The organism is Flavobacterium sp. GW823-FHT04A11 (assembly GCF_058796535.1).
The window spans coordinates 506092-523299 of record NZ_CM179503.1; the positions used below are offsets into that span (position 1 = coordinate 506092).

Here is a 17208-nt window from a genome sequence, read left to right on the forward strand (position 1 = left end):
TTCGACGTAAGGAGAAATCACACGCGGGATTCCGTAACGAGAATCACCAATCTTTGTCGAGTTTCGAGTGTGATTTCTCGTTCCTCGAAATGACAAACCAGACTTGCTAACTTATACCTACAAGGTTTTGAAAACCTTGCAGGAAACGTATCGAGAGCTGACAGGTTTTTAAAACCTGTCAGCTCTAATCGCATTATACTAATTCCCAGTAAAAGTATACGTCTGTCCGGCTTTCATATTCACATCGTAAATATTGTAATTTGGCAATTGTACTTTAGGCAATTTTGCTTCACTAGAGATAATCGGTTTTTTCACTTCAACATCATAAAACAAAGGATTTGGATTTTTCCCTTTTGCTTTTTTAAGAGAATTTCCTTTTAAAGTATTTTCTACTTTCAATCTGCAGTTTCCTCCTATTTTCGAATAAATTTTCAACTCCGAAACTTTATTGTTTTTCCACGTCATATCAATTACAAATCCGCCTCTGGCCACCAAACCTTTTATGCTTCCGTCTTTCCAAACGCTTGGTAAAGCAGGCAATAAATGTATTGCATCTTCCTGACTCTGCATTAACATCTCCGCAAAACCGGCTGTGCATCCAAAGTTACCGTCAATTTGAAACGGCTGATGCGCATCTAACATATTCGGATACGTTCCGCCGCCTTTTCTTTGTTCTGCCGTAACCAAATGCAATTGATCCTGCAATAATTTATAAGCATGATCTCCGTCTAAAAGTCTTGCCCACAAATTTACTTTCCAGCCCATTGACCAGCCTGTAGATTCGTCTCCTCTGTAATTTAAAGAGTTTTTAGCAGCTTCAAATAATTCAGGTGTTTTTATTGGTGAAATCTGATTACTCGGAAACAAACCATACAAATGCGAAACATGTCTGTGTTTATCTTCCGGATTATCCCAATCGGTTTGCCATTCCTGCAGCTGACTGTGTTTTCCAATTTTCATTGGAGGCATTTTTACTAAAGCTTCGCTTACTTTTTTAGTATAAACTTCGTCCGGAGCAACTAATTTTGAAGCTTCGATAACATGCGTAAACAAATCAAAAACCAACTGATTGTCCATCGTGGTTCCGGATGCAATTGTCGCTTTTCCTGTTCCGCCTGCGTGTGTATTTTCAGGTGAACTTGACGGAACCACTACCAAATAACCGGTATTAGGATCGATAACCATAAAATCTAAAAAGAAATCTGCAGCTCCTTTTATTATCGGATAAATCTCTTTTAAATAATTTTTATCTCCGGTATATAAATATCTTTCCCATAAATCCTGACTTACCCAGGCGCCGCCCGTAGGCCACATTCCGGATGCTGCATAATCGACCGGAGCCGTAACGCGCCAGATGTCTGTGTTATGATGTAATACCCAACCGTTTGCGTTGTACATCGTTTTGGCAGTTTCTGCACCCGTAACACTTAACTCTTTCGCCATCTGAATAAACGGTTCGTGCATTTCTGAAAGATTGGTTACTTCTGCCGGCCAGTAATTCATTTCGGCATTAATATTTGTCGTGTATTTACTGTCCCACGGTGGTGTTACCATATCATTCCAAATTCCCTGCAAATTGGCTGGCTGACCGCCCGGCTGTGAACTCGAAATTAAAAGATAACGTCCAAACTGAAAATATAAACTCGCCAATTGCGGATCAAATTGCTTCGAGAAATCACGGATTCTTTCGTTGGTTGGTTTCTTTGCCTGTTCGTTTGTTCCCAAATCAAAAGAAACTCTGTTGAAGAATTTTTGATAATAAGCAACATGGTCTTTTTTGATACTTTCGAAATCTTTTGTTTCGGCTTTCGCCAAATATCCTTTACTTTTTGCTACTTCATCTTCTGAAATATCCTGATAATTTTTAAAATTCGTCGCTATCGAAATATAAAGTGTTACTTCATCGGCTTTATTGATACTCAGAATTCCGTTGCTGGATGAAACTTCTCCGCCTTTATTTTTAGCCGATAATCTTCCCTGAAATTTTACTTTGCCTTTTACGCCTTCAAAATTGCTTCCGATTCCCGAAAGCAAAATCTGATCTCCATCTGAAGCGGAAACCGTTTTATCAAGCGGACTATTCATAAAAACATTACACGTAATCTGTCCCGGCTGACTCGCCGAAAGTTTCACCACAATAACCTGATCTGAAAATGAGGTTAAAATTTCTCTGGTAAATTCAACGCCATTAACGGTATATTTTACTTTTGCCGTTGCATTTTCAATATCTAAATCCCTGTAATAATTCGTATATTTTTGATGTCCGGGAAACGAAATATAGACGCTTCCAAAAGTCTGATACGGCATTCCGTCGTTGGTTTGCGACATAATATCCTGCGTTGCCAATTCCTGGGCTTCATCAAATTTCCCGTCAAAAATTAACTGACGAACAATGGGCAATGCTTTTATTGATTTATTATGTGCATTGCTATTTGGAGAACCGGCCCAAATTGTTTCTTCATTTAATTGTAAACGTTCTACAGCAGGATCGCCAAAAACCATCGCCCCCAAACGTCCGTTACCTAATGGCAAAGCTTCGTTCCAGATCGCAGCAGGTTTGTCGTACCATAATTTCAGGTCGCTTTGTGCTGTTGCTGTAAGCGAAAAAATTCCGAGACAAATTGCTGTAATTTTAATTTTTAACTTCATAGTATATTTTTTTCGCCGCGAATTACACGAATTTATTCTAATCATTCTTTGTGTTTAATTTCTCAAATTTATTTTTTGAATAATTAAAATATGCTAAATCTGCGTGAAAAATTACTCTCGCAGATTATGGAGATTAATAATTCGTGAATTCGTGGCTATTTTTTAACCTCATAAATCTTATTATTCTTCTCTCCAAACATTTCATATAATTTGTCGATATCCTTCAAAGCATTTTTAGGCAAATTTTCTGCCTTGTTGCCAAAAACATATAATTTATCATAAGTTTCAATCACACAAGTCGATTCGTCGATTTCACCTTTTTCATTCTTTACTTTATTCAAATCTAAATTTAAATATTTCGCCATAAACGGATACAAAGCCATGCGTTTTGAAACTCCAAAATCATGTCCTTCTTTTGGAAAATGAGCATTTTCTACCAAATCTTTTTTACCGTAAAGTTCATAAGTTCTCTGAATAAAAGGAAATTCAAGTTCCGGAACTGCCAATGTCCAGTCTTTTCCGTCAGAAACTACTAATTGTGGTTTTGGTGCCATCATTGCCGATATTTCAGCATTGTTTGTTCCGTTTCCACAAAGGTGAATTCCGCGGCCGCTTTCGCACGGACAACCTCCCGAAAAATGAGAAGAAACCATTACAACCGGAGCAGAAACGGTTACGCGATCATCAATTGCAGCCAAAAACATCGTATGTGATCCGCCGCCTGAACCGCCTGTAACGCCAACACGCGACATATCCACATTTTTTTGAGTCGCCAAATAATCCAATAATCGGATGCCGCTTAAAACCTGAATGGTTGATGCAATACTATTTCTGTGTGTTTGTTCTGGAAATTGCAACAATGATTCTCCCCATGCAAACAAATCGTAACTTACAACTATTGCGCCCATTTTGGCCATAATTGCACAACGGTATTGTTCGTCTTTTCTATATCTTCCGTCACCAAAATGTCCGTCCGGAGTTAAAATTACCGGAGCTTTTTTATTTAACGGATAAGGTTTGTAAATTGAACCTGTTACATAAACTCCCGGCAAAATTTCCAATCCAATATTTTCAATACTGTAATCTTTATAAATTCTTTTTGGAGTTAAAATAGGTTTTGATTTTGGCATTGGCGGCGCTTTATCCAAACCAAAAGACGTAATCATACACGCTTTTATTTCTTTTTTTCGCGCTTCCCATTCCGTTACATTCGAATATAAAGTCGTCAAATAATCCAGACGTTCTTTTCCTTTATCAACTGAAACTTTATGGTTTTCATATTTGCGGATGATATAAGTTCCATCCGGCTGTTTGAAATACATCAATTCAAAAGGAGCCAAAATATTAGTTAACGAAATCGCCAAATTTCCGGGTTCAATTCGCCAATCCGCATAATCGAGTTCTTTTCCTTTTAGTAAACCTCGGTCGTCGTTAATTGTTACATTAAAAACGGTTTCTATTTTCTTTAAAGTTTCTGAAACCGGTTTTCTAAAATTAGTATCAGAAGTGCTTTGCGCGTTGGCAAATGTCAAAGCAAAAATGGAAACTAAGAAGATGTATTTTATTTTTTTCATGTTGATATTGTTGTGTATTCGTTGTACGCTGATGAAATAGATTTACTTCGTAATCCCGATAGCTATCGGGAGCGGATTGACACGAATTTTTAATTTTTTTTTGAATAGCCTCCAGTTTTAACTGGGGGCAAATAATTTGATTCCAAAATTGGCTTTAGCCTAACTTACTAATTTGGCTAAAGCCCTTTAACTTTTATCTTTTAAACCTCCAGTTAAAACTGGAGGCTATTCATCTTACATCAATAAAAAAATCCGTTTTTATCCGCGTCTTCGCTTTAGCGAATCCGTGTCATCCGCGTTCTAAATTTTACATTCTATTATATAACTTCCTGAACCTAATCCTAAAGTTGGCTTTTTATCTTTTTCATCAAAAACTGTCTTCACTACTTTTTTATCAATTCTTATCTCTGAATTTTTAGCAACCGGCAATTTTACCGTTGCCGAAGTATTCACCGGAATTTCCACTTTCAAAATTAATTTTCCGTCTTTTTTCTCCCATTCCGAAGCAATATTTCCATAAATCGATTTGTAAGTTGCTTTTACAAAAGTCATATCGCCCACAACTTCCGGCTGAATAAAGAAATGTTTGAAACCAGGATTTTTATTATCGGGAACAATTCCGGCTAAACTTTGGTAAAACCATTCTTCAATTTGTCCCATCATAAAATGATTCCATGAATTTCCTTTTCTTGGATCCCATTGTTCCGTTAAAGTGGTCAAACCAAATTTAATCTGAAAACCATAACCTGGCGCATCATAATGATTGTTCATTTTGTACATCACTTCGTTTTCGCCATTTTGCGCCAAAGCCTGAAATAGATAACGATTTCCAACATCGCCTGTTGTTAATCTGTCGCCTTTTGCTTTTATATCTGCCAGCAAATTTTGCATTACCGCCTCTTTATATTGCGGCTCTACAAGATCCATATAAACCGGAACAGCGTTGCTAAACTGACTATTTGTACCGTATTGTTTGGTTTCCGGATTGAAAAATTCCTTGTTGAAAGCAGTTTTAATATCCGAAGTTAACGTTTCATATTTCTCAATATCTTCTGTTTTCTTCAATAATTTAGCCGCTTTAGCCACCAAACTCGCTCCATAAAAATAATGCGAAGTTGCCGAAAGTGCAATCGGACTGTTTTTAGAGTATCCTGCGGCGTGAGTTCCGTAATCGTACCAATCGCCCAAACCGTGCGAAACAATATTATTGGTAGCTTTCGTTCCTAAATAATCTACGTAGTTTTTCATTACAGGATAATATTTCTCAATTAAAGAAGCATCGCCGTAATATTCATAATACATCCACGGCAGAATTACGCCTGTTACTCCCCATTCAGGAGAATCGGTGAAGTCACCTCCAAAAATTACATATTCAGGAACTATCGTCGGAATTAATCCATTTTCACGTTGTGCATCAGAAATATTCTGCATTAAAGCCGGAATAAAACTTTCCAGATTATAATTGAACATTAATCCCGGTCCGTTTAAATGAATTTCTTCTAACCAGCCCAATTTTTCACGTTGCGGACAATCGGTAAAAACACTTTGAAAATTACTTTTTATCGAATTATTTATCAGTTCGTGAGTCTTATTGAAAATTTCATTTGAAGATGCAAAAGTTCCCGCTTCACCTGCCGAATTGTAAATGAAATTCGATTTTAAATCGACAAGTGTCGGCAGATTTTCATCTTTGGTTTCCTTATAATTGATATTCTCAATCTGCACATATTGAAACCCGTAATAACTAAATTTTGGCTGCCATTCTTCTACGCCTTCGCCTTTTAAAGTATAATCGTAATAATATGGTTTTCCTGATCTTCCCTGACCAACTGTTCCGTCTTCATTTAAACCTTCGCCAACCCAAACACGAACGGTTTGACCTTTTTTACCTTTTACTTTTATGGTTGTAAATCCCGAAAGATTTTGTCCCATATTAAAAACATAAAAGTTAGGTTTCAATTCTTTCACTTCCTTAACTTCATATTGTTTCTGAACCGTAATTGGCGGTGCCGTTTGAGCTCTTAAAATTCCTTTTGGCGCTTCCTGAATCACAACTTTTTTCCAGCCTGCATCTTTAAAACCTTTTTTATTCCAGTCTTTTTGCTCTAAATTGGCGTTGTAATCTTCACCTCCAAAAATACTATTATACGTAATCGGACTTTTGCTGTATTTCCAGGTTTCATCAGATTTTATGATTTCTGACGAACCGTCTTTATAGCTAATTTTCATTTTGAAGAATAAAGTCGGCGGACCAAAACTCACAAAAAATTTGGTATATCTTTCGGCAAGAGTATTGTACATTCCGTTTCCTAAAAGAACTCCAATTACGTTTTCTCCCTTCTCTAATTCTTTCGGATTCAGTTCATAAACATTATAATTCACGCTTTTATCGTAATCTGTCCATAAAGGCGCAAACTCACTTTTCCCGATTTTTTCTCCATTAATCGTTAATTCATAATGTCCTAAACCTGAAATATAAACGACCGCTTCTTTAATTTCTTTTTTGATTTCGAAAGGTTTACGAAGCATGATACTTCTGCGCGACAACGAATCTGATGCATTTATTATCACATCTTTTTTCTCTCTTTTATAGGTTGCCGAATGAAAATTTCTTCCTTCAGGTAAATGACTATCCGCTTTTGTGATCGCACCAATCCAAACCGGATTTAATTCTGATTCTAACGAAGCAGTTCTAAAAAATGCTGTTTTACTCCATTTAGAAACTTTTCCTGCTTGATTCCATACTTTAACCTTCCAGAAATATTTGGTTTCATTTTTTAACGGACTTCCGCCATAAGCAATCTGCAGGTTTTTATTCGAATCTATTCTTCCGCTGTTCCAAATATCTCCTTCATCATTTTTTAGTTTTTCTTCAGAAGATGAAACCAAAATATAATAACCAATTTGTGACGCATTAGATTCTTTTGAAACCAACTGCCAGCTTAATCTCGGCTGATTTTGAACCACGGCTAATGGATTATCAGCCATTTCTGTCGTTAGATGAACAGGCAAAATCTGCCCTTTAGAAACCAGAGTTACTAAAAGACAAATTGCTAATACTATATTTTTGAAATTCTTCATTTCTTATTGTTGAGATTTTGAACGCGGATGAAACGGATTTACTACGTAAAGACGCGGATAAAAACGGATTTTTTCATTATATTATTTAGATAAAAATCTGCGTCAATCTGCGTCAATCTGCGTCTTCGCTTTAGCGAATCCGTTTTATCCGCGTTCTTTTTTTTGCCACTAATTACACAAATTTTCACTAATTTTTAAATCTATAATCAAAAATAATTCGTGACAATTCGTGTAATTCGCGGCTATATTAATTTCTTTTCGTTATCAACGATTCAATATTAAATACTGCTTCAGGGATTAATTTTCCCGTTTGAGGCAAATCATCATAATCATCTGTGTCCGGTTCTGTGTCTGCATTTGGAGAATATCTTTGGTCGCCTGTGCGGAACATTATTCTTTCAAAACCTTCTACCGGTGCATAAAATATCTTGGTTGATTCTTTTTCGTCGTTAACTTTTACGGTGTATGAACGCGTTTTTACGTTTAATTTTACCGTTATTTTATATGTCTTATTTGCTTCGTATTTTGCAATTGTATTAGAACGTGCCCCGGTTTTTACTTTCAATTGTCCATCCGAATCAAAAGTTAATCTTGCAGCAGGTAATCCTTGTTTATTTTGAAATTCAATCTGCAATAATCCGTGATTGTTTTGTTCCGGCATAATCGTAAAAACAGCTTCCATTTTTTCTGCAAACGGAATAACACGTTCTGCACGGGAATAATCAAAATAATCCTGATCTCTTAAAGTCAGCCATTTTTTCCCATCTGCTTTCTTCTCAATTTTAGTCGAAGCCCAAGCCAGATCATAGGTATTCCAATATTTCAATTCTTCACCGTTCGGAAGATTATTGAAAACATCATTTACATTTTCAGTCACAACAGAAGTTACCGGAACAGGAACCGAAGCTACCCAAATATCTTCTTTATTCATACTGTAACCCACCCAAATTTTTCCGTCAGGCGGAGTTCCGTCACCTTCTGTAATTCCGCGAACATATTGCGGACCAGCAGATTTGTAGTTTCCACCATAACGCATCGGACTTATTTCACCGTGAACTAACAATAAATCTTTGTAATTCAAGCCATCATCACTCGTCGAAATAGCTAATGGCCAACGATATTCTGACGGATTATAAAGTGTTGCATAACGATTATCAGATGTTTTTTGTCCCCAGATTTTAGCATTACTGTTTACAAAACCCGGCGCGCGCAACGGCATATATTCCCAGGATTTTCCACCGTCTTTACTGATTGAAGTTAAAGCGTGTTTCCATAAACCAACCACGTTTCCGTTTGGCAAATGGTAATAACTAAATGCTTTATACGGTTTTTGCAGCGGAATTAATTCATCATCGCGATCTGCTTCTTCCACCCATTGTTGTAAAACCAAAGGATTGGTCAGGATTTCTTCGCAGGCTTTTTTTAAACCTTTGTCTTTTGATGTCGTATAAAATGGAAAAGCCGATTTCGTTTTATCCCACGTTTTATTGTATCTGATAAAATAAATTTCTCCCCAGCTTCCGTCTTTTTTGATTTCGCGAATCACACGGCCAATTCCTTTTCCGTCATTTGGATCGTCTTTTTCATCCATTGCAATTCCGTAATATCCTAAAGCGAAAAGTCGGTTGTCTTTTGAGGTGTAAAAACCCATTCTCTGGTGCATAATCGCATCCAGATTTTTGGCAACGCCTTCCACGCCTTCTTTTTTCCATCCGTCAGGAATATGATAAATAGGAAAAATTACGGCAGGTTTTGTCCACGTTACGCCATCTTTTGAAGTCATTAATAAAGTCTGACTCGGCGGAATATGTTCCCCTGAAGGATCACTCAAATAATGCAGGTAAAAGGTATTGTTCCAATACGCCATCATCGGCTGATGATTGTATGTCCAGCCAAAACCATCTGCTTTTTCAGGATGTTCACGGCTCGCACGCATAATTTGTGTCGCGTGAACTCCAACCGCCGGACTTAATTGTCCGTGATGATAATCGACATTTGAAAGTGTTTTACCAACATAACGCACAGTGTCATTTTGTGCATTCACAGCGGTGCAAACCAATAGAATTGTGGCTGTTGTTAAGAGGTTGGTTTTTATTTTTTGGAAAGCAATCATTATGTGTTTTTTTAAATCCTGATTAAACCCGACAGGTTTTAAAAACCTGTCGGGTTTACGTTGAGAATAAATTCTTTATTTTTTATCAATTAACCCTTTTAAAACTTCTTCAGAGATTGTCGTAATTGTTCCGTGTTTGTGTCCTTCGGGAAGACTTATTTTTGAAGAAACATCTTCAAAATGAACAAAATCTGAAGTACTTAAAGCTTTATAATTTTTTGATCCGTAATTATCATAATACAACAACCAATTTTTGCCGACTTTTACCACCGTTGGTCCTTCTGACAAATATTCGGTTAATGGTTTTGAACTTTTTCCGAATGGTCCCAATGGCGATTTTCCGAAAGCCACTTTTATATTTCGCATTGGTCTGGTGTTGTCTTTCAAAACCAAAACATAATCTTTCTTTGCTTTTTTTACAATCACACAATCAATTACGCTAAAACCAGGATCGTAGTACAATTTAGTGTCAGAGAATGTTTTGAAATCTTTTGTGGTCACATAATACATTCTGTGATTGTTTTTTTCTTCTTCAACTCCTTTTTCAAATCGAAACGGAATTGTTGACGCCCAAATAATAATATATTCTCTTTTGACATCATCGTAAAAAATTTCCGGCGCCCAAACGTTTACGACTTCCGGTTCGTTTTTCATTACCGGAATATATTCTTGCTGCGACCAATGAATCAAATCTTTAGAACTTGCATATCCAAAACCGTTTCCGCCTTTCCAGTCGGTTGTCCAAACCATGTGATAGATTCCGCCTGCACCTTTTGTAATTGACGGATCACGCATGATTTTGCTTGCACCGATTTCCGGTTTCAAAAAAGATCCTTCAAGACCTTTCCAGTTGTAACCGTCTTCACTGTAAGCCAGATATAAACCTTCTGTCGCCGGTTCTCTGAACGACGTAAAAAGATAAATTTCTTTCTTTTTCTGCGAATAACTTATCGCAAAAAGGAAAAGGGTTATGATGATGAATATTTTTTTCATTTTGTATTGCGTTTAAACTTTGTCAAAGTTCAAAACTTTGACAAAGTTGACTCACCAGTTTTTATTCTGTAATTGCTTTTTTATCTAAATCTTTCCCTTTTTTAACTGATGTTGTTACGTTGTTAAAAACATTATTTTTCAGGAAAACATTCTTTGTTTCTTTTCCGTCAGCTTCGATAAAAACATCGGTTGCATTGAATGGAAAATTATTGTTAATCATCATATTAGAAACATTCTCTAATTTAATAACCGGAACATTTTTTATTGGTGTTGATGATCCTACATTGTCTAAAATAATATTTTTTGAATCTGAAATTTTGAAAGAAGAACCAAGCGTTGCATTTACTTTTACATCGTGAAATTCAACATCTGTAGCCGTGTTTACAGTAAAACCTTCTTTTCCATCCATATTAATATTGGAGAAAGTGATATTCTGAATTGGCATTTCGGTAATTCCTAAAATTTGTCCTGCTTTATTCACATTCGAACCAGTGATATTGCTCATGTGAATGTTTCTAAAAATGGGTGTTTTCTCCGTTACAGGTTCTGCTTTGGTATCTTTATCGTAGAAAAGACTCAGTACAATTGCTTCTTCTTTGATATTTTTCATTACGATATTATCCACACGAATATCTTCTACAACACCGCCTCTTCCGCGCGCTGCTTTGATACGGATTCCGCGATCTGTTCCGTCAAAAACACAGTTTGAAATCGTGATTTTCTTGATTCCTCCCGACATTTCACTTCCAATAACTACGCCACCATGACCGCTTAACATCGTGCAATTTGTGATCGTAACATTTTCCGTTGGAACTCCGTATTTACGACCGTCTTCATCTCTTCCTGATTTGATCGTAATACAATCGTCTCCAACGCTGATGTGGCAATTCGAAATATGAACATTTTTACAAGAAGAAGGATTGATCCCGTCCGTATTTGGCGAATGCGGATTAAAAATTGAAATTCCGATAACCGTTACATTATCACAGAATTCAGGATTGATGGTCCAAAAAGGCGAATTTTGAAACGTAACGCCTTCGATTAAAATATTTTTACAGCCATAAGCCTGAAAAAATGAAGGTCTAAAAAACTTTTTGTCAATCGTTCTTTTATAATAATCAGAATATACAATTCCCTGATTTTGCTCGTCCCACATTTTTTGGTATTTCGTCAACTGAATTGGTCCTTTTGCAGTTTCAATTCTGTAAACCTCATTCCACCACGCTTTTCCATGTCCATCGATTACGCCTCTTCCTTTTATGGTAATGTTTTCGGCATCTTTGGCATAAAATAATGGTGAGAAACTTTTCATTACTAAACCTTCATAACGCATTTCTACATACGGAAGATAATCATCAAAATTGTCTGAAAACTTCAATAGCGCACCTGAATCTAAGTGAATCGTAATGTTGCTTTTTAATTTTAAAGCGCCTGTTAAATATTCCCCGGCAGGGAAAAAAATTGTGCCACCACCATTTTTTGAAGCTTTTTCAATAGCATTTTGAATGGCTTCGGTGCATTTTATTCCTTTGTTGTTTCCTCCTTCGTTTAGGATATTTAACCAGCCGTCATTCGCGAAAGCGGTGTTAAATCCTGCGATGAAGAAAAGAATTATTAGTATGTTTTTCATTGTGTTGCTTTTTTGGTTTCACACAGATTTTGCTGATTTTGGCAGATTAGAGCAGATTATAATTTAAAAATCTGCTCTAATCTGCTTAAATTTTTTTTTAATCTGCGTGCAATATTTTACTCTCGCAGATCTGGCAGATTGTGCAGATTTTTTTTTGCCACTGATTTCGCAGATTAAAAGGATTCATTTTATCTGCTTGATCTGCAAAATCTGCGAGAGTATTTTTATTCTCATTTTTTGTCACCCTAAGCGAAATCGAAGGGTATATTATATCACTCATTATGTCCAATCTTTGCGGTGCTTCGACTTCGCTCAGCATGACAAAAATTTGGCTACGTTTTAAATAGATTTCAAAATCAAAACCCAGTCATTTCCATCTTTTTTATCTCCGGATGGCTGGAATTCCTTTGTTCCTTTATTTTCAATTGTACCTATTTTAGTTTCTTTTCCGTTTCTTGGATTGTACCAGCTTGCGGTTACTTTATCTCCGGAAATTTTTCCCATATTCAATACTATTTTTCTACCGGTGTAAGTATAAACTAAAGCGTATTTCTCACCTTTTGTTGCCGCCAGATAATCGTATTTTTCTCCCTGATTTGCGATTAATGACTGATCGGGAACTCTTTCTAAATAAGGAAAATCCAACATTAATTTTTTAATAAAAACCATTTGTCCGGCTCCGGGCGCATTGATGGCATTTGTCCATAATTCTTTATTTCCGTAAGCTGGTTTATCGCCTTTTCTAAACATTTGCATTACGGCATTGTGTCCGTAAGTATATCCGGCAGCCCCTGCAAAAACCGACCAATATCCATAACGTCGAACGTCATTTGCAGTCCATTTTGGTTGTAACGTGTCGTGCAAACCATGGGGAATTCCTTCGTATGATGGTTCTCCGTCGACTGTTGGTTTTGTTGGTTTTAAATTAAAATCTCTTTGAACAAATTTGTAATTGTCTTCTTTGAAATTCGTTTTTATTGAATCCTGATCGTATCTTCTGTGACCGGATTGAAACATATTAAAATCTAACCAGCTTGCATTATGATAGTTTTCTGAAGAATCTGTTCTTCCGAAAGGGTGAAATGTCACTAACTGATTTGGATTATTTGTTTTTAAAGTATTTCCGATGGCATTCCAGATATCCATAAACTCGTTTCCATGTGTGTCGCCTCCGTTTAACCAAATTATGTTGGTTCTGTTTTTGTATCGATTTGCCAAAAACGTTGCATATTCTATTGCCTGTTCTTTGCTTACTTTATTTCCTTTTGAAACGTTTGTACCCCAAACCGGAACCATAGCTAAATAAATTCCGTTTTTGCGAGCGACTTCTAATGTGTAATCTACGTGATCCCAATAATCGTATTCTGCCGGATTATTGAAATTATTGCCAGATGTAATTAATGGTTTCGAAACGTCTTCGTTTATCAAAGCTGCATCGCCATATACATTCACGGCATTGATGTTATGCAAAACCATCACCTGAACGACGTTGAATCCTTTGTCTTTTCTGTCTTTAAAATATTTGTCTACTCCTGCTCTGTCTAATTTTCCGAATGTCAGCCAGCCTGTGTCGCCAAGCCAGAAAAATGGTTTTTCGTCTCCAGTAACAAAATAATGCTGATTTTTAGAAACTTTGATTTGAGGCAGATCGCCTTTTGCTGATTGCGAAAATCCGCTTTGTGCTGTCAACAAAAAGCTTATACAAAGGGCGTATAAATATTTAATTTTCAGATTCATTTTTGGTTTATTTTGAATTTATGTTTTTTGGTGTGTTTGCCACGAATTCACGAATTATTTTTTTTATAATCTTTATGTTTTTATTTCACACAGATTTAATTCTTTTCAAATCAATTCGTGAATTCGTGGCTAATAACTTTTACTTTCTTACTACAAAAAGTACTTTTTCTTTTATTTCTGCTTTTGGAATTGTTATTTGTTTTCCTCCACTTACATTGGCTTTTTTGTTGAAAGTTCCTGTTGTTGCGCTTATTGCGTATACTTCAAAAGTTCCTTTTTCGTTTGATAAATCGATTGTAATATCCTGATCGTTTTTTAGATAAAAAAGATAGCTTGTTCCTTTGTTTTCTAATTTCCAAAGATTGTCTGAAAACGTATTTCCGTCTACTAATTTCATTTCGCTTAAAGCGGAATAAAACTCAGGAAGTGCAATTTTTGGAATGTTTGGCAACGACGCTCCCGCCATTAAAGCCGGCCATCCAAATCTTGATGAACCGTCGGTTGAATATAAAATTACTTTATCCGGATATTTTTCGCGGTATTCACGAACGGCGCGATATACCTGATCGTCTGTTTCTTTTCCGGTTTTTAATTTTCTGGCGTGTTGTCTTGGTGCTAAATTCAAACCTCCTTGCGGCGCATACGCAGACCCGTCTTCTTTATAATACCAATAGCGAATATCAATTGCATCTACCGTTTTGGTTCTTTGTGCATCACTTAAAATAGCATCCTGAACATCTTTTGTGGCGCTTAAACCAATGATTGCTTTTTTTCCGGTTTCGTCTTTCCATTTTTGAACTTCGTCCAGCCAAAATTCCATAAAATGCAGCGGACCTGTATATTCGGCACTTGTCAACTGAATTACGTTGCTGTTTTCCTGAAAATTTTCCAGTGATTTACGAATAAAACCCTGATGCAATTTTCTTCTAACAGGATTGGTAATATCGTAAAACTGTTCTGCCATGAAAATACGTTTGTCTCCTGCATAAGGCGGAGGCTCCGGAAAACCTGTACTGTTTATATTGTTTGCCGAACGCCAAGGTGAACTTGACCAATGTGCCCCTGCTTCGATAATATTATGTTGAAAATATTGTTGATTAACCAGCAATTGTCCTTTCATTTCTGCCAAATCAGCAAAAGTTGCCAAACGATCCCAATACCAGTCATTAAATATTGTCAAATCATATTTGCTTAATTGATCCCATGCAAAATCCTGACCACTTCTTGCAAATGGCTGTTCGTAAAATGGCGGCCAGACATCGGCATCAAAACGGCGAACGCGTTCGTGATCGTCCATTCTTCTTTCATACCATAAACCATAATTATGTTCGACAGCGATCATATTATTGGCACTCAAATAATCGGTAACTTCGTTGATATTATCTGTAAATCCTGTTCCTGTTCTGCCCGGAACAAATCTTGTAATATCTGGTGACGATTTCGAAATATCACTATCTCTCAGGCTTCCTCTCCACCACGGCACATTCAATCTGTTTCCTGCAATTACTTTATTATCATAAGTTAGCCAGCCGTTTTTTGTGATGACTTTTGTATCTGAAAGTATATTTTGTGTTGGATTTATTTTTAAATCGTTTGCGTTTTTAAGTCCTGAAATGTTCGTGTCAATTGAATTTGATTTTGAAACTTCGGCAATCCATTCCAGTAAACTTTGTTTTGGAACAACTGAATTTTTAGTTAATTCCTGTGCCACATCAACAGCAGGACTTGATGAAGGTTCTGAACCTAAATCATAAATAAATGGTTTCATAGGAAGTGCTCCCAAACGAGTTTCCAACTGTGCATAAAACAAACTTCTCGGACTAATATGTCCGTTTACGTCTTTCCAATGACCATCGCCAGCCATAATTCCGCCCCAGGTTCCAAAAGCCCAGTTTTGTGCTGTTGGCGGACTATAACATTCAATTTTGGATGCCGAAGTTTCCCAGATAACACTATTTGCAGCGGTCCAGCCTGCTCCTCTGCCGTTTTGTTCTCTGTTATTATAACTTAAAGCATGTCCGTCTACATACGAAACATCAAATAAAACTCCTGTTGCCCAACTGCCAATGGCGCCGCTATTATTAAAAGGCATAAATGATTCGCATTGAATAAACACGTTCGGTCCTGTTGTTCCAAAGCCGCCTACTGCAAAATCATGGTAGCCATTTTCAGCATAACAACGTTGAAATAACGTTTGCTGTCCTTCTGTATAAAAAGTAAGTCTTCTAAAACCGGCAATTTCAGAAACAGGTTCGGTTGCGATACAATCTTCAACTGTAATTTGCTGTGCCGATTTTAAAACCGAAACAGCTCCTCCTGAAAAATGCTTGAAACTGACTTGTTTTACCCATGCATTTCTTGCGTTTTCAATGCTGATTCCCAACCATCTGTGTTCTTCATCTTTTGGTTTTGACTGATCATAAGTTGATTTCAATAAAATATTTTCGATTCCGATTTGCTCAATTCTTCCCAGCCAGGAATATGATGTTACTTTTGCAGTTCCGTAAACATCATCCAAAGTCATTGTTAATGGAGCATTTAGTGTTACTTCATTGCCATTGATTTTGGTTACAATTCTATTCCAATTAATATCCCAATCATTTTTTTTCCAGCCAACCCAACCTGTTTCTGCACCAAAATCATCCATTTTTAACTCTTTAATCCAATTATCGGTTAAAGGTTTTGTGATGATAATTTCATCTGATGGTTTTAATTTCGTGGCATTTTTTAACTGAATTGTTTTTGTTCCAAGCGGCGTATAAGTGGTATTGAATTCAAATGTTTCACCTAGTTTTTTATCGTCAATTCCAAGAACTCGAATTACGGCTTCTCTGTTTAATCCTGTTCCTAAAAGAATGGTTCCGTTTTCATTATTTCCGCTTCCGCGTAAAACAACTCCTGACTTTTTAATGACTAAAGTTCCGGCAATTTTAAAAGTCCCTTTATCTAAAAGTACGGCACCGCGAAAGCCTGATTTGTTTGGTTTTAAATTACTCACATAATCAATCGCTGCCTGAATTCTTTGGGTCGCATCTTCTTCCTGTTTTGGAACAAAACTTTTATTCTCAATATTTGGAATTGCTTTTTCTGAAGATTCATAACCTGCATAAGAAAAATCAGGAATTTGATTTCCCTGTTTATCTGCGGTGAAAGAAAGTTTTCCTTCTTTGGTTTTTACAATATCGGGAAAGGTGTTTTGTGCTGTGATGTTTTCACCAAAAGACAGCGCAAAACACATTAAAAGTAATGTGTTTTTGAAAGAAGCAGTATTTCGTAATTTAGTAAAATTCAATTTAATGATGTTTTATAGTTTTACATTTCCACAATTTTGTCATTTCGAGGAACGAGAAATCGCATGCGCTGAATCCATGCAGTTCGTCGCTCTCTGGATGTGATTTCTCGTTCCTCGAAATGACAAACTTTGCGAGCAT

Annotated in this window: 8 protein-coding genes; all 8 read right to left on the reverse strand. The window is 36.5% G+C overall.

Features of this window, described 5'->3' with window-relative positions; all coding sequences use genetic code 11:
- Positions 1–198 precede the first annotated feature (198 nt).
- Positions 199–2649, reverse strand: a complete 2451-nt coding sequence (locus tag AC3QL1_RS02445; protein WP_492494794.1) for a glycoside hydrolase family 95 protein — start codon at positions 2647–2649, stop codon at positions 199–201.
- A gap of 155 nt (positions 2650–2804) precedes the next feature.
- Positions 2805–4223 carry an alpha/beta hydrolase family protein gene (locus AC3QL1_RS02450; protein ID WP_492494796.1) on the reverse strand — a complete coding sequence of 473 codons (1419 nt, stop codon included), beginning with the start codon at positions 4221–4223 and terminating at the stop codon, positions 2805–2807.
- A 300-nt stretch (positions 4224–4523) separates the two neighbouring features.
- On the reverse strand, positions 4524–7304 hold the full coding sequence (locus AC3QL1_RS02455) for a glycoside hydrolase family 78 protein (protein WP_492494798.1): 2781 nt from the start codon (positions 7302–7304) through the stop codon (positions 4524–4526).
- A gap of 247 nt (positions 7305–7551) precedes the next feature.
- Entirely contained in the window at positions 7552–9417 is a 1866-nt protein-coding gene (locus tag AC3QL1_RS02460) for a six-hairpin glycosidase (RefSeq protein WP_492494799.1), read from the reverse strand.
- 75 nt (positions 9418–9492) lie between these two features.
- On the reverse strand, positions 9493–10410 hold the full coding sequence (locus AC3QL1_RS02465; protein ID WP_492494801.1) for a glycoside hydrolase family 43 protein: 918 nt from the start codon (positions 10408–10410) through the stop codon (positions 9493–9495).
- Between the two features lie 61 nt (positions 10411–10471).
- Entirely contained in the window at positions 10472–12040 is a 1569-nt protein-coding gene (locus AC3QL1_RS02470; RefSeq protein WP_492494803.1) for a glycoside hydrolase family 28 protein, read from the reverse strand.
- A 339-nt stretch (positions 12041–12379) separates the two neighbouring features.
- Complete coding sequence (locus AC3QL1_RS02475) at positions 12380–13777, reverse strand: glycoside hydrolase family 140 protein (protein WP_492494805.1); 1398 nt, start codon at positions 13775–13777, stop codon at positions 12380–12382.
- A 139-nt stretch (positions 13778–13916) separates the two neighbouring features.
- Positions 13917–17069: a DUF6298 domain-containing protein gene (locus AC3QL1_RS02480; protein WP_492494807.1), complete on the reverse strand. Its 3153-nt coding sequence runs from the start codon at positions 17067–17069 to the stop codon at positions 13917–13919.
- Between the last annotated feature and the right edge of the window lie 139 nt (positions 17070–17208).